This window comes from Candidatus Polarisedimenticolaceae bacterium, from assembly GCA_036376135.1.
GTDB lineage: Bacteria > Acidobacteriota > Polarisedimenticolia > Polarisedimenticolales > DASRJG01 > DASVAW01.
Genome location: DASVAW010000034.1, coordinates 1 through 24647, shown reverse-complemented (window position 1 = coordinate 24647; position 24647 = coordinate 1). Strand labels below are relative to the sequence as shown.

At 68.7% G+C, this 24647-nt stretch carries 21 protein-coding genes; 14 read left to right on the top strand and 7 right to left on the bottom strand.

The genetic code is table 11. The features are described 5' to 3' along the window. The 6 genes from VF139_02915 to VF139_02890 all read left to right on the top strand — a co-directional run. The coding region (locus VF139_02915) for an alpha/beta fold hydrolase (protein ID HEX6850333.1) at positions 1 to 736 on the top strand (736 nt) is incomplete at its 5' end. 631 nt (positions 737 to 1367) lie between these two features. Then, a complete protein-coding gene (locus VF139_02910; GenBank protein HEX6850332.1) occupies positions 1368 to 1985 on the top strand; it encodes a C39 family peptidase in 618 nt (205 codons plus the stop codon). Between the two features lie 20 nt (positions 1986 to 2005). After that, positions 2006 to 2758: a hypothetical protein gene (locus VF139_02905; protein HEX6850331.1), complete on the top strand. Its 753-nt coding sequence runs from the start codon at positions 2006 to 2008 to the stop codon at positions 2756 to 2758. A gap of 230 nt (positions 2759 to 2988) precedes the next feature. Then, positions 2989 to 4128, top strand: a complete 1140-nt coding sequence (locus VF139_02900; GenBank protein HEX6850330.1) for an FAD-dependent oxidoreductase — start codon at positions 2989 to 2991, stop codon at positions 4126 to 4128. Positions 4129 to 4144: 16 nt separating this feature from the next. Then, positions 4145 to 5053, top strand: coding sequence for a dihydrodipicolinate synthase family protein (locus tag VF139_02895; protein HEX6850329.1), 909 nt, complete (start codon positions 4145 to 4147; stop codon positions 5051 to 5053). A 363-nt stretch (positions 5054 to 5416) separates the two neighbouring features. Next, a complete protein-coding gene (locus VF139_02890; GenBank protein ID HEX6850328.1) occupies positions 5417 to 7819 on the top strand; it encodes a galactose oxidase-like domain-containing protein in 2403 nt (800 codons plus the stop codon). A 106-nt stretch (positions 7820 to 7925) separates the two neighbouring features. Here the strand turns inward: VF139_02890 and VF139_02885 are convergent, their stop codons facing one another. From VF139_02885 to VF139_02860, 6 genes are all read right to left on the bottom strand, one after another. Next, the gene (locus VF139_02885) at positions 7926 to 9494 is read right to left on the bottom strand and encodes a right-handed parallel beta-helix repeat-containing protein (GenBank protein ID HEX6850327.1); all 1569 of its coding nucleotides are present in this window, start codon (positions 9492 to 9494) and stop codon (positions 7926 to 7928) included. Positions 9495 to 9651: 157 nt separating this feature from the next. Further along, positions 9652 to 9975: a hypothetical protein gene (locus VF139_02880; GenBank protein ID HEX6850326.1), complete on the bottom strand. Its 324-nt coding sequence runs from the start codon at positions 9973 to 9975 to the stop codon at positions 9652 to 9654. Continuing rightward, a complete protein-coding gene (locus VF139_02875; protein ID HEX6850325.1) occupies positions 9972 to 10532 on the bottom strand; it encodes a hypothetical protein in 561 nt (186 codons plus the stop codon). The genes VF139_02880 and VF139_02875 overlap by 4 nt, the downstream gene beginning before the upstream one ends. Before the next feature lie 112 nt (positions 10533 to 10644). Continuing rightward, a complete protein-coding gene (locus tag VF139_02870) occupies positions 10645 to 10779 on the bottom strand; it encodes a hypothetical protein (protein ID HEX6850324.1) in 135 nt (44 codons plus the stop codon). A 216-nt stretch (positions 10780 to 10995) separates the two neighbouring features. After that, positions 10996 to 11199 (bottom strand): alpha/beta fold hydrolase, encoded by a 204-nt coding sequence (locus VF139_02865; protein ID HEX6850323.1) that lies wholly within the window; start codon positions 11197 to 11199, stop codon positions 10996 to 10998. Between the two features lie 164 nt (positions 11200 to 11363). Beyond that, complete coding sequence (locus VF139_02860) at positions 11364 to 12659, bottom strand: hypothetical protein (GenBank protein ID HEX6850322.1); 1296 nt, start codon at positions 12657 to 12659, stop codon at positions 11364 to 11366. A 251-nt stretch (positions 12660 to 12910) separates the two neighbouring features. Between VF139_02860 and VF139_02855 the strand changes: the two genes are divergently transcribed. Further along, the gene (locus VF139_02855) at positions 12911 to 13456 is read left to right on the top strand and encodes a BON domain-containing protein (protein ID HEX6850321.1); all 546 of its coding nucleotides are present in this window, start codon (positions 12911 to 12913) and stop codon (positions 13454 to 13456) included. Here VF139_02855 and VF139_02850 read toward each other — a convergent pair. Next, complete coding sequence (locus tag VF139_02850; protein HEX6850320.1) at positions 13453 to 14334, bottom strand: DUF2914 domain-containing protein; 882 nt, start codon at positions 14332 to 14334, stop codon at positions 13453 to 13455. The genes VF139_02855 and VF139_02850 overlap by 4 nt on opposite strands. Before the next feature lie 96 nt (positions 14335 to 14430). Here VF139_02850 and VF139_02845 point away from each other — a divergent pair, with 96 nt between their 5' ends. The 7 genes from VF139_02845 to VF139_02815 form a co-directional block, all read left to right on the top strand. Beyond that, positions 14431 to 17310 (top strand): PKD domain-containing protein, encoded by a 2880-nt coding sequence (locus VF139_02845; GenBank protein ID HEX6850319.1) that lies wholly within the window; start codon positions 14431 to 14433, stop codon positions 17308 to 17310. Positions 17311 to 17819: 509 nt separating this feature from the next. Then, on the top strand, positions 17820 to 18368 hold the full coding sequence (locus VF139_02840) for a hypothetical protein (GenBank protein HEX6850318.1): 549 nt from the start codon (positions 17820 to 17822) through the stop codon (positions 18366 to 18368). 3 nt (positions 18369 to 18371) lie between these two features. Continuing rightward, on the top strand, positions 18372 to 20255 hold the full coding sequence (locus tag VF139_02835) for a tetratricopeptide repeat protein (GenBank protein HEX6850317.1): 1884 nt from the start codon (positions 18372 to 18374) through the stop codon (positions 20253 to 20255). Continuing rightward, positions 20255 to 23323: a tetratricopeptide repeat protein gene (locus VF139_02830; GenBank protein ID HEX6850316.1), complete on the top strand. Its 3069-nt coding sequence runs from the start codon at positions 20255 to 20257 to the stop codon at positions 23321 to 23323. The genes VF139_02835 and VF139_02830 overlap by 1 nt, the downstream gene beginning before the upstream one ends. Then, positions 23307 to 23948 (top strand): tetratricopeptide repeat protein, encoded by a 642-nt coding sequence (locus tag VF139_02825; GenBank protein HEX6850315.1) that lies wholly within the window; start codon positions 23307 to 23309, stop codon positions 23946 to 23948. Before VF139_02830 ends, VF139_02825 begins: the two co-directional genes overlap by 17 nt. Next, positions 23945 to 24271: a hypothetical protein gene (locus VF139_02820; protein ID HEX6850314.1), complete on the top strand. Its 327-nt coding sequence runs from the start codon at positions 23945 to 23947 to the stop codon at positions 24269 to 24271. The genes VF139_02825 and VF139_02820 overlap by 4 nt, the downstream gene beginning before the upstream one ends. A gap of 71 nt (positions 24272 to 24342) precedes the next feature. Continuing rightward, positions 24343 to 24647: hypothetical protein (locus VF139_02815; protein ID HEX6850313.1), on the top strand; the 305-nt coding region annotated here is incomplete at its 3' end.

Below are 24647 nucleotides of genomic sequence, written 5' to 3'. Positions count from 1 at the left end.
AGCGGTGCGCGCACGGCCCGGTGGGGACAGGCTGCGGCTCGTCGCGCCCGATCTGATCGGGCTCGGGCTCTCGAGCAAGCCGAACAAGGCCGCGCACTCGCTGCTCCAGCACGCCGAGTGGCTCGGCGAAGTGATCGATCGCGTCGTACCGGGACCGCTCGTGCTCGTGGTTCAAGACTGGGGCGGGCCGATCGGGCTCGTCGCGATGTCCAAGCGCAGGGAGCGGCTGCGCGGGCTCGTCGTCGGCAACACGGGGTTGTCGCCGCCAAGGCCGGATTTCAAGCCGACGCTGTTCCATCGTCTGGCGCAGTTGCCGATCGCGAGCAACGTGCTGTTCGAGTACCTCCGCTTTCCACTCGACGCGCTGCACCGCGCGCAGGGCGATCGCTCGAGCATCCGCGGCGAGGTCGCGAAGGCCTACCGATGGCCGCTCGCCAGGCGCGCGGATCGATCCGCCCCGCTGGCCCTCGCCCGCATGGTGCCCGACTCGCTGACGCACCCGTCGATCGGAGGACTCCAGGTCGCCGACGAGCTGTTCCGCACCGCGCAGGTTCCCGTCCACATCGTGTGGGGCGATCGCGATCCGGTCCTGGGCACGGTGATCAAGCACCTCGTGCGGATCCGGCCCGACGCGAAGGTCGTGCGAACGAACGCCGGCCACTTCCTGCAGGAGGAAGTTCCCGAAGAGCTCGCCGACGCGATCCTCGAGGTCGCGGCCCGTGCGAGTTGGGCCTAACCGACGTGTTCGGGGCGGGGAGATCGCGGGCGGGATCGGCCTCGGTGGCGGATCCGCCGGATTTCGTTGGGTAGCCCGGGCCGCGCACACGACAAGCGGATTCCCGTCCCGGTGACGATCGCGGCTTCCCATCGTTCGAGGATCGACAGCCGCAGCAGACCGAGCGTTGCTCCCGCTCCCAGAAAAAAAACCAGCCAACCGATCGACCGCACCGGTATTGGTTCCTTAGCGTTACCCACGCCTTTGAGGGGATTGGCCGTGGCGCGCTGGCTGCTGAGAGGCGCCGGGCAACACCAGCAAGACGGCTCGACGCTCGCAGATGGGACGCACCCGCGCGGGCACCGGTGGCGGCAGCAGAGCAGCGGGAGATCTCACCGGTCGCTGTGAGGGGATGGCGCCGTACGGAAGGCGGGCTGTCCGCGGAGCTCCGCGGATGCACGTGCACTGGCTCGCACGGTCCGGACACGGTCGCACTGCTGGAGTGCGCTCGATGAAGTTGGCAACGACCAATGCGGCGATCTCGGGTCGCCGAAGAGGAGGCGCGTCCCGTGCTACATGTAGGCCGACGAAGCGCCGAAAATCCAAGCAAGGCGAGATCACCCAAGAGACTCAGGAACCCAAGGGAGGATGCATGAACTCCGAGAACGTGAGGGCGCGGTGGTGGGTGCTCTTCTGGCTAGTCTTCCCTCTGAACCTGTCATTCCAATACGGGTGCTGTCAGCCCAACGCGACGATCGGCTCACAGCCGGTCACACTTCGTGCGCAGGAGACGAACAACTGGTGCTGGGCGGCGACGACACAGATGATCACGTCATTTCTCGGCCACGGTCGAACGCAATGCGACTTGGCCAATGAGAGATTCGGCAGGACGGACTGCTGTGACGACGAGCCGACCGACACGACATGTCGGAAGACCGATGCGTGTAACTCGCCCGGATGGACGATGTTCGCGGAGAGCAACTTCTCCGCCACGGCCAGCGGCACGCCACTGTCGTGGGACGACATACGAACGCAGATCTACTGCAAGAAGAAGCCGATGTCCTACGCCTACGGGCCGAAGTCGGGCGGCGTGGGTCATGTCGTCGTCATCAACGGCTATTTCGAAGTGGGAGGCATCAGGTATGTCGCCCTCGTCGACCCATGGGCCCCGTGTGCCGGTGCGACCAGGGTGGTGACCTACGAGGAGTACAGCGATTCCGGCGCCACAGATCACTGGGAGACCAACTACGACATCACGTGGAAGGGGTAGAGGGAGGTAGCGCCATGCCTATGAGCGTTCGCCGCAGGTTGCAGACCACTGCAATCGTCGTGGTCACGGTGCTGGTGGTGTCCTGTGGAAGACAGGAACCGGGATCGAGCTCGGCACCGGGAGCGTCCGGTCAGAACCTGATGAAGAGTCAGGACGACGCAGCCAGAAAAGCGATGGAGGCGTTACCGGCGCTCGTAACCGCCGAGAACTTCGGCGCCATGGGGTTCGCGTCTCCCGAGGAGGCCCGCTCCGCGGTTCTGGGGGCACCGGTGCCGCTTCGCACCGTTAGCTACAGCAAACTGCTCGAGTATCAGCCAGGAGTGCCGCTAGCGCAGCTGTTCGATGGACCCCTGCAACTCGTCTACCCCGTGATCGTCGGGCAGACGCCAAGGTCGGCGATCGTGGTTGCGCAGCAAGCGGAGGGATGGCGGATTGCCAGCGTCGGGTATCGGTACTACGCGAGTCTCCTAGAGCAGATGAAGAGTCCGCCCGCGTTGCCGAGTGAGACTCCAACAGGAGGCCGGACAACGGTATCGGACATGACATCCCGACAGGTGGAGTTCGTCTCGGTACCTGGCATCAACGTCGACCTGCTCAGCTTTGGCGAGGGCGACCAGCGGTTTTTGCAGCCGGTGCGGGGCCTACCCGAGGCCGGCCTTGAAGCGGGTCGAGCGCTTCACGAGCAAGAGGCGCTGACGGCCCTGAGCGGCTATGCGAAGGCGTTCGACCGTAAGTATGGCGACGCGATTCGTAAACGGCGTTTGGTCGACTGATGCCAAGGTGCCGAGATCCGCGAACGCCTCTGCGAACGCAGGCGCCGGCGTTTTCCACCGATCGCTGAACGGACCGCGTGGCGAGATCCTCACTCCGTGATCGGGAGGCTTCGCACCCTCCGTCGCGGGCGTGAGCGTGCTTCCGCGGTCGCGGCTTCGCGGATAGGATGCGTGCGGAAGGACGACGTGAAACTCGCGCAGGTGAACGTGCCGGGATCCCGCGCCACGATGTGCTGATCGTCGGAGCCGGCGTCGTCGGCTGCAGCATCGCATTCCACCTGACGCGGCGTGGCGTCACGCGCGTCGCGATCGTCGAGCGCGAGCAGGTTCCCGGAACCGGGTCGACGTCCAAGGCGAACGGCGGGATCCGGGCGCAGTTCACGACCACGGTGAACGTCTCGATGTCGCTCCGGTCGATGGAGATCCTGGACGCCCTGGCCCCCGAGATCGGCGAGCCGCCCGTCTACCGCAAGGCCGGCTATCTCTTCCTGACGGCGAGCCGGGAGCGCCTCGCGGCGATCGAGAAGGCGGTCGCCTTCCAGCGGTCGCTCGGCGTGACGGTCGATCTCCTGGACGGCGACGAAGCGCGCCGGCGGGCGCCTTACGTCGAGGGTTCCGATCTGGTCGGCGGGACCTTCGGGGCGCGCGACGGGTTCATCGATCCGGGAGCGCTCGCCGGGTTCTTCCTCCGGGAAGCCGCGCGCGCCGGTGTTGCGGTCGTCTGCTCCGCCGGGGTCTCGGCGATCGAACGCACGACGGCGGGATCGTTCGTCGTGACCACCACGGCCGGCGTGCACGAAGCCGGCGTCGTCGTGAATGCGGCGGGCGCGTGGTCGGCCGGGGTTGCCGCCCTCGCCGGCGTGGAACTTCCGGTCGTCCCGGTGCGCCGGCACCTCCTGATGACCGGGCCGTGCCCCGATCTCCCCCGCGTGATTCCCATGACGATCGACGCGGACACCGGGATCCTGATCCGGAGGGAAGGGGACCGTGTCCTCGTCGCCTACTCGAACCCCGACGAGCCGCCGGGCTTCGTGACGACGTTCGATCCCGCGTTCCCCGAGCGGTTCGCCGCGCCGTTCGAGCGCCGATTCCCGCGCGTCGCCGCAGCGGGGCTCGACCTGCGACGAAGCTGGGCCGGCCTGTACGAGGTCACCCCGGACCACCACGCCGTGCTGGGAGAGGCGGACGGCGTCCCCGGGTTCTTCCTCGCCACGGGGTTCTCCGGTCACGGCATCATGCACGCTCCCGCGACGGGAGAGGCGATCGCGGAGTGGATCTCCACCGGGCGAGCGACCTCGGTCGACATCTCCTCGCTCTCCGCCGGGCGCTTCGCCCGGGGCGAGACGATCCACGAGACGATGGTGCTCTGATGGAGGAAGGCTCGGCATGAACCTCTCGGGTGTCTTTCCTCCGGTCACGACGCCGTTCGACGGTCGGGGACGCGTCGACGCCGGGGCGCTCGCCGGGAATCTCGCGCGGTACGAGGTTCACGGAGCGGCGGGTTATCTCCTGCTCGGTTCGACCGGCGAGGCCGCCTATCTCGAGGAGAACGAGAAACTCGAAGTCCTGCGCGCGGCGCGGCGGGCGGTGCCCCGAGGCCGGATCCTCATGGCCGGCGTGGGTCTCGAGAGCACGGAAGCCACGATCCGCCTCGCCGCTTCCGCCGCCGACTGCGGCGCCGACCTGGCGCTCGTGATCACCCCGTTCTACTTCAGGTCCCGGATGACCGAAGGGGCGCTCCGGCGCCACTTCGAGGCGGTCGCCGACGCGTCGCCCATCCCGATCCTCCTCTACAACGTCCCCAAGTTCACGGGGCTGGAGCTCCCCGCCTCCGTCGCGGAAACGCTCGCGAAGCACCCCAACGTGGCGGGGCTGAAGGACAGCTCCGGCGATCTCGCGAAGCTGCGGGAGCTTCTGGCTCGAGTCCCCGCGAGCTTTCGTGTCCTTTGCGGAAGCGTTTCGATCTTCGAGCCTGCGCTCGCCGCCGGCGCCGTGGGCGGCGTGCTCGCGGCCGCGGACGTCCTTCCCGAGCCCCTCGTGGCCCTCCATCGCGCGCACGTCGCGGGAGATCTCGAGCGCGCGCGGACGCTGCAGTCGGCCGTCGCCGAATCGGGCCGCCTCATCGTGGACGCCGCGGGAGTCCCGGGCATCAAGGCGGCGATGGAGGTCCGTGGCCTGCACGGAGGTTCTCCCCGTCCGCCGCTCCTGCCGGCGTCGGACGACGAGCGCGGTTCGATACGGCGCGAGATCGCGCGGCTGGCCGACGCGGGAATCCTCCCCGAGCTTCGCTGCTGACACCGGCCGGCCGTTCGGGTGGCGGGGGAGGACCGCGCCGGGAGGGTGAGGCCAGGGACAGCGTGCCGACGGCTCGAGGCTGCGTTCCCGAACCGACGACTCGAATCCGATCGTCCGTACCTCGCCATCGAGCGGGCGCGGGACGCCCGCCGTCCGCGTGCAGCCCCGTCTCCCGGGGACGGCCGGGCGTAGAAGCAAGAACCGTCCCGCGCTCGCCCGAAGTCGCGGTCGAAGTCACGTACAGTCGGAATCGTCGACTCCATGGCCCTCATCGGTAGACCCGAGGCATCCCGATGCGGGCGCCCCTGGTGTCCCCCGCGGCGAAGGCGCCGAGCAAGACCGAAGCAACCAAGGAGGTGGACGATGAACCGTTCGAAGCGCAACCCCGTCGCGTGCGTGGCCGAGGGCCTCTGCACGCTGGCGTGCCTCTCCCTCGGACTGTGGCCGGACACGTCGGCGCAGTCCAACTTTCCGGACCCCAACGCCGATTGTCCGCCGGCGACGTGCGGCCAGGTTTCCCCTCTGATCCCCATGCAGAGCGCCGAGGCGGTCCACATGGGACTGGTCTGGAAGAAGGGCTCGCAGAACCCGAAGATCCTCTTCCACGCGAGGTTCCCGCAGTACTCCGTCAACGACATGGCCGATCCGGCACTGGTCGACCTGGCCATCCAGCGGGGCGCGTTGACAACCGCGGGCAACCAGTTCAACACGGCGCTGAGGGATGTCCTGCACGGCTTCGATTCGCCGTCCGCGCCGTTCCTCGGGCTCCGGCCGACCGACTGCACGGCGGTGGACCCCCGCCCCCTCTGCGTGCCCGACGACTCGTTCCAGCGGCTGACCTACGGCGGCTACACGATGCGGCAGGGACTGTCCCAGAGCGTGCCGACGCGCATCGTCGCCAACCGCACGATGGAACGGCAGCTCCTGTTCGACATCGGCCACCCCGCCGCATTCCGGAACCAGAGCAAGTACCACACGGCGCTTCTCGACGAGAAGGACTTCGAGCTGAACCGTGCCGCCTTCCAGGAGAACGGCTACTCCAAGGGCATGTTCTACAACACCTACTGCAACGCACGCGTGACCCTCTCCGACGGACGCGTCTACGTTTTCGGCGGTCACGACATGCAGAGCAACAACGGGTTGTACAAGGTCAACGTGTTCGACCCGGAGACCGAAACCTGGGTCCGGCGGACGGAGCCGTGCGACCTCGCGAACTGGCGTCGGGATCCGTTCGGCACCGGGTTGTTCGCGAGCGACCCGAACGCCCCGTTCTACCCGAACTGCGATCCGCGGAATCCGCAGAGCACGCAGCCGTCCGACCCCTCCGATCTGGAGTATGCGCGCTGGTATCCGTCGGCGGCTCCGCTGCCGAACGATCTGGTGCTGATCCTCGGCGGGTTCGACCAGGACGGGACCGTGCCGCCGGATCCGGATCGCGCCGCGAAGGGCCGAAGCAACCAGACGCAGAGCGATACGGCGTTCACCGCAAGCCGCGTGAACATCGTGGTTCCGGAGGTCTACGACCCGAAGACCGACCGGAGCATCTCGCTCGAGAACGCCCGGATGGCCTTCCCTCTCTATCCGCAGATGGAGGTCGTCCAGACGGGACCGGGGCAGGACGATTGGAAAGTCTGCACGTTCAACGGGGAGATCCACTACGGCTCGATCGAGAACGAGGACGCCGCGGGAACCCCGGCCTACCGCAACGCGCGGGGCGAACGACAGAAGGGAGGCGCGCGGTTCGGCGTCGGGGGAGGCACGCCCCGCTTCACCGACGGGAACACCTGGTGCCTGGACGTCCTGGGAGCGCTCCGGGACCCCGATCGGGACGTTCCCGCGAAGAACCACTGGACGTTCGTGGACAAGGCGCTCGAAGTCCGGCCCTACTGCTGTCCGAGCGCGAGCCTGGTCGAGCTCGACGGCGACGGCAACACCGTTGCGCACCGGTGGTTCATGATCTCGGGGGTCGATGCGAGCGGTAATCAGACCGGGACCGTCGAGAAGATCGACTTCACCGAGCCCGACCCGCGATGGCGGAAGGTCGGCGACATCCTGCAACCGCTCTCGACGACGAAGGCGGTCCTCCTGCCGGACGGCAAGGTGCTGATCGGACACGGGGTGAACCGCTCTCCCGGATGTGTCGTCGACGGGAGGCCGTGCACCTTCGAGGAACGAGAGGGCCATCACTTCCAGATGTTCGACCCCGCGACCGGATCGGTGACGAAGCTGGCCAAGTCGACGGTCTCGCGAGGACTGCACGGAACCGCGACGCTGCTGCCGGATGCGACCGTGTTCTTCGCCGGGGAGAATCGCGAGGCCCTGGTGCGGCCGGACGACCCGGCGTTCCCGCTGACGTCCTCGTATGCCGGCATCCTTCCGCGGGGCGATCCCGACCTGGGCGTTCCCGTCGGCCAGATCTTCTCGCCGGCGTACCTGTTCCAGAAGGGCGGCGGACGTTCCTCACGGCCCCGGATCGTCGACGCCCCGGAGGCGATCGGCTACGCGGGCCACTTCGATCTCACGATCGCGGGGCGCGCGGACGAAATCGGCTCGGTGGTCCTCCTCCGCAGCGATCACAACACCCACAGCCTGACGACGGGCGATCGGTACGTGAAGCTGGGATTCACGAAGGCGGGTCCGGCCGGCAACGTTCGGGTGACCACGCCGAGATTCCAGGGGCAGGCCGTCCCCGGCGTGTACCTCCTCTTCGTCGTGGACAAGAAGGGCGTTCCGAGCGTCGGCCGACGCGTCGATCTGAAGCCGTAGACCCACCCCGCGGAATCGGATGGCCGGGACGCCGTTCGTCCCGGCCGCCGATACGCCCGGCCACATCCGGAACGTCCGAGCTCCGCCGGCGCGAGCCGCCCTTGCGCTAAGGACACCGCGCCGACGGCTCGAGGCTCCGTTCCCGACCCGACGACTCGAATCCGATCGTCCACTCCTCGCCGTCGACGCGCGCCGCCACGAGATAGAAGAAGAAGTCCCCCGCGGGCGGGATCTCGGCGTCCTCGAGCTTCGTGACCGTCAGGTCCCCGCCGGTCGTGACACACTCGCCGTAGCTCCCCGATCGAAGCGCGGCCATGTTCCCCCGGTAGACGAGGTAGCCCGAGGCTCCGGGCAAGGCCTGCCATGTCAGCGTGAAGGGATCGGACGCCGCCGCGACGCCCCAGACGTCGTGGCGATCGAACTCGTGCGCGCCGACGTCGCAGCGCGCGACCAGGTCCTGGTCGCCGTCGAGTGGGCGCGGGACGCCCCGCTGGTCGGTGGCCAGGTTCGACGGAACGGCGGTGATGTCCACGCAGCCGTCGGGATTCCCGGCGTCGATCGCTGGGCTCCCGTCGAGGAGCGGCCGGACGAGGGTCGAGCCGCCGTTGTCCTGGAGCGGACCGAGGACGGGATTCGTGGTCACCTGGTCCCCGACGCCCGCCAGCCCGCAGGTATCGAGATCCTCGAGGTTGTATCCCACGCTCTCGACGGTTCCGCTGAACAGGCGACAGTTGTCGGCGGCTCCCGACGCCCGGTTGTCGGCGAGGATCGTGTTCCGGATCTCCATCGTCCCCTGGTTGCAGAGCGCCCCGCCGAAGCGGAAGGCCTCGTTCCCCGCGAGCGTGGCGTTCGCCAGCCCGAGCAGGCTGAGGTTCTGGATGCCGCCGCAATTCCCCGAGGACGCCGTGTTCCCGCCGATCGTGGAGTTCGCGATCGTCGCGACGGCGCCGTTGTAGATGCCGCCGCCGCTGCCGACGGACCCGAACGCGGTATTGCCGGCGACGGCCGTACCCGTCAGCGTCAACCCGCCCAGGTTGTGGACGCCGCCTCCGTAGTAGGCGCGGTTCCCGGTCAGGACGCAGCGGGTCAGCGTGAGGTCGCCGTTGTTGTGGACGCCGCCCCCCGCCGCGACGAGGGCGTCGATCCGGTTGTCCCGAAGGGTCGCGTCGGCGAGCCGGACGGCGCCGCCGCGCACGAGGACTCCTCCCCCTCCGCCGACGTTGCCGCCGATCGGCTCGTCCCGCAGCGGTGTTCCGCCTTGAATCGTCAGGCGGGAGATCTCCACGGTGAGGGGGAGACCGCCGGGGACTACGTCGAGGACGCGGTCGAGCCCCATCCCGTCCAGGATCGTGCTCGAGCGACCGGCGCCCCGGATCGTCACGCTGTCGGTGATATCGAGGTCCCCGGTGAGCCCGGCGTTTTCCAGGTCACCCGCGATCCCGAGCGCGTAGGTTCCCGCGGGGACGAGGACGGTGTCGGGACCGGCCAACGCGTTCGCCTCGAGGATCGCGGCCCGGAGCGAGCAGAGGCCGTTACCCGTCGCGGTCTCGCAGGTGCCGTCCCCCGGGAGGGCGTCCGTGTGGTCCGACGTGGTGTTGACCGTGAAGGTCGCCGCGGCGGCCGCGGATACGGCCACCAGGCACGCGGCTCCGGCGAAGAACGCCGTCCTGGGCACGGTCGGACTCCGTTGCTCGTCTCCCTTCCGCCGCGCGGCGGCGAGAGCCGGGCCCAAGCACCTTCGACACCTATAAGGTACGACCAAGCCGGAGTCCGCGCGACCGGATCGTCGACCGCAGCAGCGTGGAAAAGTACGGGTGGCGGCGCCTCTCCGATCAACCCTGCGCCGGTGCCCGCGCACCGAGCAGGCGATCGAAGAACGACCGATAACGCTGCAGGAGGAGCCTCAGATCCTCGGTCGAGACCTCTTCCTTCCGCGCCCACTGTTCCTCGAGCTTCGTCCGCTCTCTCGCGAATCCCTCTGCGAGCCGCGCCATCACCTCGGCCACGAGGGCGTCCGCGTCCTTGACCGCGCGGCTCGGCTCGTCGATGAAGCCCGTCTGGATGGTCTTCCACGTCGCGCGGAACGTCTCTTCCTCGTCGCTCGCCATCAGGGCGATGCTCTGCGGCGCCTCGCTGGGGCCGATCTCGGTGATCATCGTCCCACCGCCACGAGCTTTCGTTCGGTCGTGTCGAGCAGATCCTCGAACAGGGCCCGGTAATGGACCGTGGCCTGCCGAAGGTCCTCGGTCTTCGCCGTTCCCCGCTGGCCGGCGAGGGCGATGTCGCGAGCGTGCCGGTAGTTCTCCACGAAGCGCGGATGGTCGACGGAGAGGTCGGCGGCTCGCTGATCGAAGTCACCGATGGGGTAACCGCGGGCGCGCATGACTTCCTCCACGAGCTTCTCGGCGTCCGACGCCGCGGCGGCCGGGTTGTCGACGAAGGAGGCCTGCACCGAGCGCCACCGTTCGGCGAACCGGTCATGATCTCCGGCGGACAGCGGTCGGATGTCGAGTGTCCCCACCCGCTTCGTCCGCGATGCCAGATCGGCTTCGCCACGGCTTCGGCTGCCGGAGGCCTGCACGGCACGGTCGTATTCCGTGCCGAACTTGCGCTTGAGGTCCGCGGATCGATTCCGTCCCATGACGGCCCACGCAGCCGCGGCTGCGGCCGCGAGAACGGTTCCGACGATCAGAATAACCATCCAGGTTCCCATGGCTGCTCCCCTTGCGTGGTTCGAGGCGGACCTTCACCGGCACGTTATGCGACCCACCGGAGAGCGGCGATGGGGTCAAGTCCTACCCGGCGTCGGCGTGGACGATGCGCGGTCAGCCCTTCACGAACGCCAACAGGTCGGCGTTGAGCTCGTCCCGGTGCGTGTCGGCGAGGCCGTGCGGCACGCCGGCGTAAACCTTCAGGATCGCGTTCCTGACGAGCTTCGACGAGCGGAGCGCCAGCGGCACCGATCGGCACGATCTGGTCGTCGTCGCCGTGCACGATCAGGGTCGGCACGTCGAACTTCTCGAGGTCGGGGGTGAAGTCCGTCTCGGAGAACGCCCGGATGCAGCCGAGCGTGTTCTTGTGACCGGCCTGCATCCCCTGCAGCCAGAACGAGTCGATCATGCCCCGCGAGACCTTGGCGCCGGGCCGGTTGGCCCCGAAGAACGGGCCGCCGGCGATCAACCGGCCTTGGCCACGCGCTTGGTGCCGTGGCGGCCGACATCACGCGCCACCTCGCCGCCCCCTGCGGAAAAGCCGATCAGGACGGCGCGCGTCAGCTCGAGTTTCTCGAGGAGCTCGGAGAGATCGTCGGCGTAGGTGTCCATGTCGTTGCCGTCCCAGGGCTGGCTGGAACGGCCGTGCCCGCGACGGTCATGGGCGATGCAGCGATCTGGCCCTCCCAGCTGTCGGAGCTGAGGGGCCAGCCGTGGCTGAACACCACGGGGGGCCCGGCGCCCCAGTCCTTGTAGTCGATCTGCGTACCGTCCCGCGTCGTGAGGGTGCTCATCGTCGGCCCCAGGTTCTCTTCGTCGGCGTCGACACGGACCTAGAGGCTGAGCAGGTACTGCTTCAGGTCCTGCTTCTCCCGGTCCGTCAGGTCGAGCTCGAAGTGCGCGTCGTAGTGGTCGATCACCGCCTCGAGCGTCGCGAATCGACCGTCGTGATAGAAGCCGCCCTTCTGGTGCGTCCACAATCCGGCCAGTGGCGCGGTGCGATACGAACGGGTGGGGGAGCGATCCGCCTGGAACGAGTCGATGCCGATCTCCTCGGGCGCGTGCAGGTTGTGGCCGGGTTCGGTGAACAGCGGAGGCACGTGGCAGGTCGCGCAACGCGCCTTGTTCTCGAACGACGCCTTGCCGCGGGCGGCGACGAGAGCGTCGAACGATCCGGCCGGCGGCACGGGGGCCGCGAGCGCCAACTGGTAGGCGTGAAGCGCGGCGAGCTTGGACGAGACGAGGTCCGGCGTACCCCGGGTGTTCCACGACCCCGTGCGGGCCGCGACCGGGTACTGGACGGGGTCGCCGAGCCGCTCGTCGAAGAAGGTCCCCGACCCGTGCATCTCGGTGGCCGCGACGTAGGCGTTCCAGTACGGCACCGATCCGAATCCGGTCCAGGTGTGCAGGTTGATGCCCGCGAGGCCGAAGGAGGGCGGGATGAGCGTGCCCGCCTGCTTGCCGTCGGGGCGGAAGGCCTTGCCGTCCTTGTCGAGCACGGCGTCGAACCGTCCGGGTCCCCAACTGGCGAGCACGGTCCTGACCGTGGGCACGTCGACCTGAAGCAGATCGGCGATCGGCTGCAGGTTCGGCGCCAGCGACACGATCGCGCCGACGTCGAGATCGCGGTTCGCCCATCCGTCCAGGCGGCGCCCGATGCCCGGCGCGAGGGAGTCGTCCACGGTGGAGTGGCAGAAGGCGCACTGCAGGCCGATCGACCGGAGGCTTCCGTCCGACTCGAAGAACCCCGTGACGCCGACGACGGCATCGAGCTCGAGCAACGCGAGCGTCGTGGCGGGATCGTCGAGGTTCACGGTTCCGGCGCGCAGCTGGTTCTGGAGCGACGGGGGCAGCGCATCCCTGTCGACCTTCAAGCCGACGGAGAGCGCGGTCCTCGGACTCACGCCCGCGCCCACGCCGCCGAACCGCTCGCCTTCGATCGCACGATGGAGCTGCAGGGAGTCTCCCCAGTACGCCTCGTCGCCGAAGGTGTCGTACCGGAAGACGTGGCGGCCCGACTCGAGCGTCCGGGCGTATTGCCGGAGCTGGCCGTCGTCGCGCGCGGCCGGCCGAACGGCGCGATCGCGGCCGCCCGGCGTTCCCTGCGCCAGCGCGAAGAGTCCGAGCAAGGCAGCCGCGACGGTTCCGTACCTGAGAAATCTCGGATTTTTCATCGTTCGATCCCCCGTGCGCAATTGGGAGTTTCGACGGGTAATCGAACGCCTCGGCGGTCGGGCTTCCATGGGGTGAACACCCCAGCGCGACCCCCTCGTGGACCGAGTCCGGCATCCGGTAGGGTTTCGCCCCATCGAGCCGGCCACGGCCGCGAAGTAGCCTGCTCTCCAGGTCTGAAGTCCGGCCTATCAAGACAGGAGGAATCATGCATTCACGGAACCCATCGACGCTCGCCATCCTCGCCGCGGGGCTTTCCCTCTTCGTGGCGTGCGCGTCGACCGATACGGGAATCACGACCAAGGTGAAGTCGAGCTTCGTTGCCGACGACACCGTCAAGGCCTCGCAGATCGAGGTCAAGACGCACGAAGGGGTCGTCACGCTGACCGGAAACGTCGACAGCGAGGCAACGAAGAACCGGGCGATCGAGCTGGCGAAGGCGACGAAGGGCGTCGTGAAGGTCGTCGACATGATCTCGGCCCGGGAGGGTTCGGGAAGCGGAGACGCGCCGGACACGGACCGTACGATCGGAGAAACGGTCACCGACACCGGAATCACCATGAGCGTGAAGACCCGGCTGCTCGACGACCCGCAGGTCAAGGGCCTTCGGATCGACGTGGATACCCGTGACGGGGTCGTCTACCTGACGGGATCGGTCGGTTCGGACGCGGAGAGGCAGAAGGCGGTCCAGATCACCAAGGACACGAAGGGTGTGCGCGACGTCCAGTCGAACCTGACGATCGACAGGAGCTAGCGCCGCGTCCTCTCGTCCGTGGGGGCGCAGGTGAACTCCGCCGACGCCAGCACGCGCCCGGCCTCGTCGCGCGCCTCCACGGTCCACGCCCCGGGCTTGTAGACGGTCTTGTTGCTGTGCGTGCGCCAATCCGATCCGCCGAGCCGGAGCGTGATCGACTGCTGGGGCTTGCCGTCGAAGATCCAGACGTGGCGGAGGATCTCGCCGCCCCGTCCTCCGAGCACGCGCGTCTGGAACCACGCGACCTCGCCCGGCGCGAAGCGGTCGGTCACTCCCTCGAGCCTGGTGCGGTCGACGCGGCGACCCACGCCGGACTCGGTCACCCTCAGGTGACCGGGAACGACGGGGGGCGGCGGAACGGGGGTGCGCTCCGCAACGGGCGTCGGACTCGGCGGGCGTGGAGGCGGCGGGGGAACGCCGGCCTGCTCGAGGGGCGGCGCCTCCGGCTTCGGATCGGCTCCCGGCTCTCGCAGGCCGAAGTAGGCCGCCACCACGATCGCGACGGCACCGACCACCGACAGGGCGACGACGCGTCGTTTCGAGTTTCGAGCACCCGTCGCGGCCGCGAGGTGGGCGGTGTCGGGCTCCTCGTTTCCGGCGGTCGGCTCCGGCCGCCAGGGGGATGGCCGGCCGTCGGGAGGCACGAGCCGTTGCTCGCGATCGTAGTCGTCGACGAACGGCTGGGGATCGAACCGAAGCGCCTCGGCGTAGGCGCGCACGTACAACTTGCCGAAGGCCCGTCCCGGCAGGGCGTTGAAGTCGTCGCGTTCCATGGCTTCGAGATAGGCGACCCCGATGCCGGTGGCCTCACCCAGCTGCGCGATCGTCATGTTTCGGATTTCGCGCTCGTGCCGGAGTCGTTCCCCGATGGTGGCCATCGCTTGGAGTCTAAATCCGAACCGGCCCTGCCGGACCGTGTGCGGGTGGGGTTTCACCCCATAGATCGCCGGCTTCCCGCCGCTTAAGGTCCACCGATGCCGCACCGGCGCGGAATCATGCCCAAGCGGCGGCTCCGTACGAGCAGCGCCCTCCCCGGCATCGGGTGCTCGATGCTGACGGTTGCCGTGTTTGGCGCGCAACTCTCGCTCGCCGGTTCGCCGGACGGAATCGACCTGACGCTGACGCAATCGCCGCCTTCGGTCACGCTGCAGTGGACCGGCGGCACCCCGACCTATCGCGTCTACCGCTCCACGGCGGCGCCCGGCGTGATGGACGCCCCGAACGCCGTCGCCGATACGGACGCCAGCGTGTACGTCGACGACCCTCCCGCGGGCAGGATCCACTTCTACGTCGTGGCGGCCCAATGTCCGTCGGGGACCGTGTCGTGCGGTTCGACCTGCGTCGACACGAGCATCGATTCGCTGAATTGCGGAGCCTGCTGGGTCGCCTGCGGCACCGGCGCCTCGTGTGTCGCCGGCCTGTGCACCTGTTCCGGTGCGTGCGCGAACCAGCCGCCGCTCGCCGATGCCGGAGCCGACCCGTCGCCCCTGGTCGATGTCGATACCGACGGGGCCGAGCTCGTCGACCTGGACGGCTCCGCGAGCCGCGACCCGGACGGCCACATCGTGCGTTACGAGTGGAGAGAGGCGACGAGCGTCCTGGCGGGCGGCCCCGGTTCCACGGCGCGGGTCTACCTGGCCGTGGGCTCGCACGCCGTCACGCTGACGGTCACCGACGACCGGGGGGCCACGGACGTCGACGAGGTGGTGATCCGCATCTCGCCCGGCTCCAGCAGCGATCACCCCAAACTGATCCTGCGGGGAAGCTCCTTCCAGGCGATGCGCGACCGTGCGTCGACGGAGCCGTGGGCCTCCATGACGGCCGATGCGATCGCGACCTCCGATGCCGGGTACGTCCCGGGAGGGGACAACTCCGAGATCGCCAGGAACCTGACCCGCTTCTCCAGCGCTTCGGCTCTGGCCTACATTCTGGACGGAGCCAACGCCCGCGTCTTCGCCGTCCGGGCGCGCGATGCCATCCTCGATCACGTCGACGAACTCACCTTCGGAACCGACTGGGGGACGGTGGTTCCACCCGCCCACGCGCTGTTCAACCTCACCCTCGCCCTGGACGTCGTCTACAACCACCTGACCGCCGCCGAAGTCGCCGCATGTGAGACCAAAATGCAGGCGAAGATCGCCCAGGTATGGACGGGAGATTGGTCGTCCGCCGGGTTGGGGGCGATCGGCACCTGGAACGTGTACACGGGGGCCGGAACGGTTCCGGACGACGCGTACTACGACAGTCTCATGAGCGGTCTGAGTCTGGACGGAGTCTTCCTCGGCGGCGAGTGTTACGGCTGGGCGCGCTGGAACGGGGGCAACCGATACGTCAAGAACATGTACATGGACGTGCTGGAGTTCACCGGGGTGGACGGCCGTTACTACGACAACCCGCGCATCATCGGGCTCTATGAATGGCTCTACGGGCACGGCGAGGCCGTTTTCGGCGGCCCGATTCCCTTCGGCGATTGCGCGATCCAACCCGAGAGGGGAGGGGCCTACGACGAGCCGCCTCTCTATCGCGCGGAGAAGTTCGGGCGGACGGCCGGGCGATACGCGGCGGTCGGCCTTCCGGCGGAGGTCCGGGGCAACCTGCTGAGCTACGTCGTTCCCGACGGGCCGCTCCCACCGGCCGCTTACGCAACCAGCAAGATCTACCCGGACGGCGGAGGCTTCTTCATGGAAGCCGTGGCGTCCGCGGCCGCGCGCCCGGCGGCGATGGGCGGGATCCTGTGGAACGCGATGGGCTACGAGGGCCACAGCCATTACGACGTCAACGCGGTGGCGATCGCGGGTTACAACGAATACCTGCTGGTCAACTCGGGTTATGCCGGCTGGGGGAGCGGGCTGCCCGGCTATTCGTGGTCGTGGATTCACGACGACGAGAGATCGGGCAACACACTCCGGACGTCGAGCCGCCACGCCTCCAAGGCCGGAGGAGGCGTGGTCGAGGGGTTCACCGACACCCTCCTCGACTACGCATGCGGCGACGACGGCCCGGCGCTCCCGGATGACGTGCACCTGAGAAACCTCGTCTTCGTGCACGCCGACGTTTCGAGCCGTGCGTACTTCGTCCTGTTCGACGAGGTGTATGCCGACGGCGGCGAGCGCATCCTGATGAACCTCCATCCCAATACGCTGGCGACGACCGGGATCCAGACCGTCGTCAGCGGAACGGAGTACACGGCGACGATCGACGCGGTCGCGCTCGAGCCCAATCGGGCGAAGCTGACCGTGTTCTACGCCACGCCGCCCGGCGTCGTGCGGCACCTGAACGGAGGGGTCGCCACCTGGAGCGCGCCCAACGGAGGATTCGAAGGAAAGTATCTCGAGTCCGAATACACCGCTCCGGCCGGCGGCGAGAAGAACGTGGTCACCGTCCTCTTTCCTCACGACGTCGACCACGTCAAGGCCGCGATGACGCGGCTCTCGGTGACGGGTTCCGGCGGGGCGAGGATCGATCATGGGTCGGGAGTCGTCGATCACGCGTTCGAGTCGACCGGCGCGGCGCCGGTGACGTACGGAGGGAACACCTTCACCGGGAGAGCGTCGCTCTACCGGGAGGCTCCGGGCGGAGCCAATGTCTTCTACTTCGTCCGGAAAGGAACGTCCTTCAGCACCTCGGTCGGTCCCCCGGCCGGGTTCAGCTCCGCCGGCGCCGTGAGCGTGTACCTGCGCGGCACACGGGGTCGCATCGTGTCGCCGGGAACGACGGTTCGATTCACCTACCCTCAGATCTCCGGGGTCAAGCTCGACGGCTCGACGGTCGGCGTCATCGGTTCCGGCCCCGACTGGGTGGAGGTCCACGTCCCGAGCGGAACCCACGGCGTCGAGTTGTTGACCGGAGGGTAGACGCCGGCGGTGCGACTCGTGTCCGGGCGGCCCGCGACCGGCCGTCCTCCGCCACCACGAGAGACCCATTCGTAATTCCGAAGCTGGCGCCGGCCCGGGCGAACCCCCGCATGATCCGAGCGGTGTCTCGCACGAATCAAGTGCGATCAAGCCATCCCTCGAGGTCCGGGAACGCTTCCTTTCTTGAGGGATTCAAGCGACTTCGACGGCACGCACTGGACCGCGCGTCACGCTCCGGACACTGGAGCTCGGCATTACGTCGATGGAACCTGTGCCCTTGCTTCGACCCGGCATGACGTGATCGGAATCGCGGCTGCGATGACCGGATCGTTAACGGGACAACCCGGAATCTCCCGCTGCAAACACGAATCGGTGCTCCTTCGGCCCGATCTCTCCGTGGCAGGTCGATTGCAGTGCTCCCCGCCGCCGGTACGGGGGGCGATACCCGTTCGGCCGCGGCGGGCTCGTGGTGCCCGCGCGATCGCAGCGCGCGTGAAACGAGGAACGCCATGGCCCGACGCAACCCGATGACCCGCACCCTCGCGAGATTCTCGTGCGCCATCCTGCTCGTCCTGGGAAGCGTCCATGCCCGGGCGCAACAGAACGACCAGAAGGAGATGCGCGGCCTCGACGAGCAGGTCCAGGAGATCAAGTCCGACGTGCTCGCGATCGCGGCGGAGCTCGGCCAGCTGGAAGAGAAGCTGCTGTTCCCTTCCGGGACGCAGGTCGCGATCTTCGTCTCGCTGGCGGAGGGCGATGCGATGCGCCTCGACGCCGTGAGGCTCCGCATCGACGGCCAGCTCGTGGCCCACTACATCTACAGCTTCAAGGAGCTCGACGCCCTGCGGAAGGGCGGCGTGCAGCGGCTCTACGTCGGAAACCTGACGACCGGCGAGCACCAGCTCGAGGTGCTCGTCGACGGCAAGCTCGAAGGCGGCGAGGACTTCAGCCGCACCGAGCAGTTCGCCTTCCGCAAGGAAGTGAAACCGAAGCTGGTGGGGCTGACGCTCGCCGCACCGGACTCCGGAAACGCCCCGATCGTGCTGGGGAACTGGTAACCGATGAATCGGACGCCCCATCGGCTGCTCGGACTCGGCCTGGCCCTGGGCCTTGCGGCCGGTCCGGTCGCGAGCGCCGAGCTGAAGGACCTGTACTTCGGAGAGGCGCTTTATCACGCCCACCAGGGACGGTTCTTCGAAGCGCTCCAGCGGCTCGACACCGAGCTCGCGCAGTACCACGGTCTCGACGATCCCGGCCTCGATACGCTGCACTATCACATCCACGGCGCCGAGTTCTCGGTCGGCGACTTCGAGCTCAATTACCGCATGCACCACCGCGCGGGGCGCGCCATCAAGGCCGTGCTCGAAGGTGCCGTCGAGGAGAAGGTGCGCAACGAGGCCGCCTTCCGGCTCGCCCGCATCCACTTCCAGAAGGACCAGCTCGACGACGCGCTGCACGCGCTGGACCGGATCGACGGCGAGGTGCCCGAGGCGATCCGGGACGACGTCGAGTTCCTCCGGGCGAACCTGTACATGGCGACGGGCCGCCCGAGCGAGGCCGTGAAGGTGCTCGAGCCGTTGAGCGGCGAGGGGAGCCTCGCCGGGTTCACCGCCTACAACCTCGGCATCGCGCTGCTTCAGGACGGCCGGGCCCAGGAGGCGATCGAGCAGCTGGACAAGGCCGGGCAGACGGTGACGGACGATCGCGCCGGTCTCGCGATCCGCGACAAGTCCAACCTCGTCCTCGGCAGCATCCTCTTCGAATCGGCCGAGGCCGAGCGCGCGAAGCAGTCCCTGGACCGCGTGCGACTCGAGGGACCGTTCTCAAACCAGGCCCTGCTGCGGGCGGGCTTCGCCGAGGCCTCCGCCCGGCACTACGACCGGGCGCTCGTTCCGTGGAACCTCCTGGTGGAGCGTGAGCCGACGGACGCCGCGGTCCAGGAAGCCATGCTCGCCGTGCCGCACGCGTACGCCAGCCTGAACGTGCACGGCCGCGCCGCGCTCATGTACGGGCGCGCGCTCGAGACGTACACCCGGCAGATCGAGCGGGTCGACGCCTCGATCGGGAGCATCCGGGAGGGGCGATTCCTCGACGCGCTGGTCCGGGAGGAAAGCCGGCAGGACGAGTCCTGGGTCATCCGCCTGCGCACCCTGCCCGACGCCCCGGAGACCTACTACCTGATGGAGCTGATGGCGTCCCACGACTTCCAGACCGCGCTTCAGAACTACCTCGACCTCGAGGACCTGCGTTCGAAGCTCGTGACCTGGACGTCCGGCTTCGACGCCTTCGAGGACATGATCCGGCTGCGCGGAGCGAACTACGAGCCGCTCCTGCCGGGGGTCGACGTGGAGTTCCGCGAGCTGGATTCGCGGATGCGCCTCCGCCTCGAGCAGCGCAAGCACCTCGGCAAGCGCCTGCAGGCGATGCTGACCGCGCCGCGTCCGGAGTACCTGGCGACCGCGGAGGAGCGGATCGCCGGCGAGCGCCTCGCGCTGCTCGAGCGGCAGCTCGGCGGCGACGACGATCCCGCGTCGCTCGCGCTCCGGCAGCGCGCGGCCCGCCTGCGCGGCGCGCTCACGTGGCGTCTGCAGACCGAGTACCACGAGCGGCTGACCGAGGCCTTCGAACACTGGATCGAGCTGGAGGCGCACGTCGACGTCCTCACGCGGCAATACGAGGCCTTCGTCCGGACGCGGCAGGCGGCGACGCACAGCTACGTCGGCTACGACGCGCGGATCGCGCGGCTGCGCGAGCGCGTCGGCGATGCGCTCCAGCGCGTCGACCTCGTGATGGCCCGGCAGGGGCACATGATCGAGACCGTCGCCATCCGCCAGCTCCAGGCCCGCCGGGAGCGCCTGGTGGCCCAGCAGTCCCAGGCCCGCTACGCCGTCGCGGACAGCTACGACCGGGCGGCGCGCGCCGAATCCGACGGGGAGGCCCGGTGATGCGCCGGCTCGCCCTTGCGCTGATGCTCGCACCTGCGCTCGCCGCGGGCTGCGCGTCGCGGCCCACCGTCCGGGGGACCCTGGCGGAGCTGCGCGACGTGCGCCCGGACGTTCAGGAGGTCAAGGTCGAGCACGGCCTCGAGCAGGCCATGCAGAGTTACCGCCGCTTCCTCGAGGAGACGCCGGAGACGGCCATGACTCCGGAGGCGATGCGACGCCTGGCGGATCTCCAGATCGAAAAGCAGTTCGGCCTGCGCGCGGGCGACGGCAAGCCGCGGGAGATGGCCGCTCCGGAAGCCCCCGTGCGTCCGTCGGCCGCGCCGGGCCCGTCCGCACCGGTCGCGGTCGCGGGCGTGCCGGAGTCCGAGCAGGACTTCGAGCGGCGGACGACCGCGCAGGGAGGACCGCCGGAAGGCCAGGCGCGCGCCGTCGCGGATCCCGCCGGCCCGCTCGAGGCGATCGCCCTGTACGACCGGCTGCTCACCGAGTACCCGAACTACGAGCACAACGACAAGGTCCTCTACCAGAAGGCGCGCGCGTACGACGAGCTCGGCCGCACCGAAGAGGCGATCGAGACCATGGAGCGCCTGATCCGCGCGAATCCGCACTCCGCGCACTACGACGAGGTGCAGTTCCGGCGCGGCGAGTACTTCTACACGCGCAGGCGGTTCCGCGACGCCGAGGCCGCCTACTCGGCGATCCTCACCCTGGGCCCCGCCTCGTCCTACCACGAGCTCGCCCTCTACAAGCTCGGCTGGACGCTCTACAAGCAGGAGTTCTACGAGGAGGCCCTGCACAAGTACATGGCGCTGCTCGACTACAAGGTGTCCATCGGATACGACTTCGATCAGACGCACGAAGAAGACGACGAGCGACGCGTCGCGGACACCTACCGCGTCATCTCCCTGAGCTTCACCAACCTCGGAGGGCCGGAGGCCGTCCCGGAGTACTTCGCCGCCTTCGGGAACCGCTCCTACGAGGACCGCGTCTACGGCAATCTCGGCGAGCACTACCTGGCGAAGCTGCGCTACGACGACGCGGCGAAGACCTACAAGCAGTTCGTGGCGCTTTATCCGTTCCACCGCGCCGCGCCGCGTTTCAGCATGCGCGTGGTGGAGACGTTCACGAAGGGCGGGTTCCCCAAGCTCGTCCTGGAGTCGAAGCGGGAATTCGCGTCGAGGTACGGGCTCCAGGCCGAGTACTGGCGGCGTTTCAAGCCCGAGGAGTCGCCCGAGGTCCTGAGTTATCTCAAGTCCAACCTGCAGGACCTCGCGAACCACTACCACGCCCAGTACCAGAACGCGGAGCTTGCGGCCGAGAAGCCCCAGAACTACGCCGAGGCCCAGCGCTGGTACGGCGAGTACCTGAGCTCGTTCCCGACGGACCCCGACTCGCCGCCGATCAACTACCAGCTGGCCGACCTGCTCCTCGAGCACGAGGACTTCGGTGGAGCGGCCAGGCAATACGAGCGCACGGCCTACGATTACGCCGCGCATCCGCGCGCGGCGGCCGCGGGTTACGCCGCGATCTACGCCTACCGCGAGCAGCTGAAGGTCGCGAGCGAGGCGACGCGCGACGCCGTCAAGCGCGACGCCGTCACGAGCTCGATCAAGTTCGCGGACGCGTTCCCCGAGCACGAACACGCCGCGGCCGTCCTCGGCGCCGCCGCCGACGACCTGTACGAGATGAAGGACTACCGCCCCGCCGTGACGGCGGCGCAGCGGGTCCTCGACTCCTATCCGGGAGCGGACGCGGCCATCCGCCGCTCCGCGTGGATCGTCGTGGCGCACGGCTCGTTCGACCTCGCGGAGTATCCGCGGGCCGAGCAGGCCTATGCCCAGGTGCTGGCGGTCACGCCGGAGGGGGACGCGTCGCGCGCGGCGCTCGTCGACAACCTCGCCGCCTCGATCTACAAGCAGGGCGAGCTCGCGAACGCCGCGCAGGACTATCGCGCGGCCGCCGACCACTTCCTGAGGATCCGCGCGGCGGCGCCGACGTCCACGATCCGCGCCGCGGCCGAATACGACGCCGGCGCCGCTCTGATCCGGCTGCAGGACTGGACGGCGGCCGCGGGCGTGCTCGAAGCGTTCCGCGGCAGCTACCCCGACCACGAGCTGCAGCGCGAGGCCACCCGCCAGATCGCCCATGCCTACCGGGAGAGCGGCCAGCTGTCGCGCGCCGCGGACGAATACGAGCGCGTCGCCGCCCAGTCCGAGGATCCGGCGCTGCGCGCCGAGGCGCTGCTCGTCGCGGGAGAGCTCCACGAGCAGTCCCAGGCACGCGACCGCGCGTTGGACGTGTACACCCGGTACGTCGAGGAGTTTCCCCGGCCGGTGGAGGCGGCCCTCGAGACCCGCTTCAAGATCGCCGAGATCCACAAGGCGGCGCACGACGAGACGCGTTATCGGCAGGAGCTGGCGGAGATCGTGCGCCTGGACGCGGAGGCCGGGACGGACCGGACCGCCCGCACCCGTACCCTCGCCGCCCGCTCGGGGCTCGTCCTCGCCGAGCAGCTGTACCGCGAGTTCGCCGCCGTGAAGCTGCTGCAGCCGTTCGACGTCAGCCTTCAGGAGAAGAAGGAACGCATGGACGCGACGGTCGAGGCGATGGGCCGGCTCGTGGAGTACGAGATCGCCGACGTGACCGCGGCGGCGACGTTCTACCTCGCGGAAACCTACCTCGACTTCAGCCGCTCGCTGGCGGAGTCGGAGCGCCCGGCGGACCTGGGGGCGGAGGACAAGGACGCGTACGAGCTGGCCCTCGAGGAGGAAGCGTTCCCGTTCGAGGAGAAGGCCATCGACGTGCACGAGAAGAACCTGGAGCTCATGCAGGCCGGCGTTCTCAACGCGTGGACCGAGAAGAGCCTCGGGAAGCTCGTGGAGCTGATGCCGGGGCGTTACGCGAAGCACGAGCTGAGCGGCGGTTTCCTGAATGCGATCGAAACCTACGCGTACCGGTCGCCGGCGTCGCGGGTCCCCGCCGCGACGACGGGCGACGCCCCCGCGACGACGCAGCTCCAACGGACCGCCGGACGCGGCGAGGAGGAGGCCCATGCGGATCCCCGATGAGGCCCGGACCGCGGGGTCGGCCCTGCTCCTCGCCTTCGCGGCGCATGTCGCGACGCCCTGCGACGCGGCGGAACGGAAGGCCCCGCGCGTGGACGTCGAGCAGGACGCCGGCGGGTTCACGATGACGCAACGCGTGCGCGTCCACGCCGAGGTGCGCGCCGACTACGCGACGGCGGTGCGCCTGCTCGAGGAGGGCCGGTACGAGCCCGGCATCGCCCTGCTGCTCCAGGTGACCGAACGGGCCCCCTCGCTGACGGCGGCGCACATCGATCTCGGCATCGCCTACGCGCGCGCCGGCGACCTGGACCGCGCCGAGGCCAGCCTGCGCAAGGCCCTCGAGCTCAATCCGAAGCACCCCGCCGCCCACAACGAGCTCGGCCTGGTGCAGCGGCGCAAGATGCAGTTCGCCCAGGCGCGCGCGAGCTACGAGGCCGCGCTGGCGCAGTTCGCGGACTACCACTTCGCGCACAGGAACCTCGCCATTCTTTGCGACCTGTACCTGGGCGATTCCGCCTGCGCGCTGAAGCACTACGAGGCGTACAGCCGGATCGTCCCCGACGACCCCGACGTCGCGAAGTGGATCGCCGATCTTCGCAACCGCGAGAGCCGGGAGGAGAACCCATGAGCGGACCCGTGTTGTTCGTGGCGTTCCTGCTGGCGACGGACGTCGCGCCGGCCGAGAACACGCCCGCGGCCGAACCCGTCGTCGCCGCGACGTCCGACGAGGCGAAGCGCAAGGAAGAGGAGGCGAAGGCGCTTTCCGGAATGTCCGTCCTGGGCAATCAGGAGGCGCCCAAATCCCTGGTCCTCGTTCCCTGGAAAAGCTCGGAGATCGGCGATTCCGTCGGCATCGCGACGATGCTCGACGACTCCAGGCAGCCCGTGGACAAGGAAGTGTTCCTGCGGGAGCTGAGTTACTACGAAATCAGGTCGGAAACGACGCCGTGAGCGGCCGTTGCGTGAGGCTGGGGCTGGACTCCCGGAAACCAGTGCACTGCTAGTTGCAGGAGGATTCGACGATGGACGCGTTGTACGAGATCGTGAAGTTCTTCGTGGCGGGGGGTGCGTTCATGTACCCCATCCTGATCGTGTTCGCGGTCGGCACCGCGATCGCGATCGAGCGCTGGCTCACGTTGACGGTCCTGACGCTTCGCAACCAGCAGGTGTGGAGCAAGGTCCAGCCGGCACTCGTCAACGGCGATTTCGACAACGCGCGGGAGATGACCAGCAAGGACAACTCCATGATCTCCCGGCTGCTGAGCCTCGGCCTGGCCCGGCAGGGCGCGGTGCGACGCCGCGAGGACATCGAGATCGCCATGGAGGA

Bases quoted from the DNA above. Each gene is read 5' to 3' on its own strand.
- VF139_02910 (HEX6850332.1), top strand. From the start codon at position 1,368: ATGAACTCCGAGAACGTGAGGGCGCGGTGGTGGGTGCTCTTCTGGCTA.
- VF139_02875 (HEX6850325.1), bottom strand. From the start codon at position 10,532: ATGGGAACCTGGATGGTTATTCTGATCGTCGGAACCGTTCTCGCGGCC.
- VF139_02905 (HEX6850331.1), top strand. From the start codon at position 2,006: ATGAGCGTTCGCCGCAGGTTGCAGACCACTGCAATCGTCGTGGTCACG.
- VF139_02830 (HEX6850316.1), top strand. From the start codon at position 20,255: ATGCGCCGGCTCGCCCTTGCGCTGATGCTCGCACCTGCGCTCGCCGCG.
- VF139_02825 (HEX6850315.1), top strand. From the start codon at position 23,307: ATGCGGATCCCCGATGAGGCCCGGACCGCGGGGTCGGCCCTGCTCCTC.
- VF139_02895 (HEX6850329.1), top strand. From the start codon at position 4,145: ATGAACCTCTCGGGTGTCTTTCCTCCGGTCACGACGCCGTTCGACGGT.
- VF139_02890 (HEX6850328.1), top strand. From the start codon at position 5,417: ATGAACCGTTCGAAGCGCAACCCCGTCGCGTGCGTGGCCGAGGGCCTC.
- VF139_02880 (HEX6850326.1), bottom strand. From the start codon at position 9,975: ATGATCACCGAGATCGGCCCCAGCGAGGCGCCGCAGAGCATCGCCCTG.
- VF139_02835 (HEX6850317.1), top strand. From the start codon at position 18,372: ATGAATCGGACGCCCCATCGGCTGCTCGGACTCGGCCTGGCCCTGGGC.
- VF139_02845 (HEX6850319.1), top strand. From the start codon at position 14,431: ATGCCGCACCGGCGCGGAATCATGCCCAAGCGGCGGCTCCGTACGAGC.
- VF139_02820 (HEX6850314.1), top strand. From the start codon at position 23,945: ATGAGCGGACCCGTGTTGTTCGTGGCGTTCCTGCTGGCGACGGACGTC.
- VF139_02855 (HEX6850321.1), top strand. From the start codon at position 12,911: ATGCATTCACGGAACCCATCGACGCTCGCCATCCTCGCCGCGGGGCTT.
- VF139_02840 (HEX6850318.1), top strand. From the start codon at position 17,820: ATGGCCCGACGCAACCCGATGACCCGCACCCTCGCGAGATTCTCGTGC.
- VF139_02850 (HEX6850320.1), bottom strand. From the start codon at position 14,334: ATGGCCACCATCGGGGAACGACTCCGGCACGAGCGCGAAATCCGAAAC.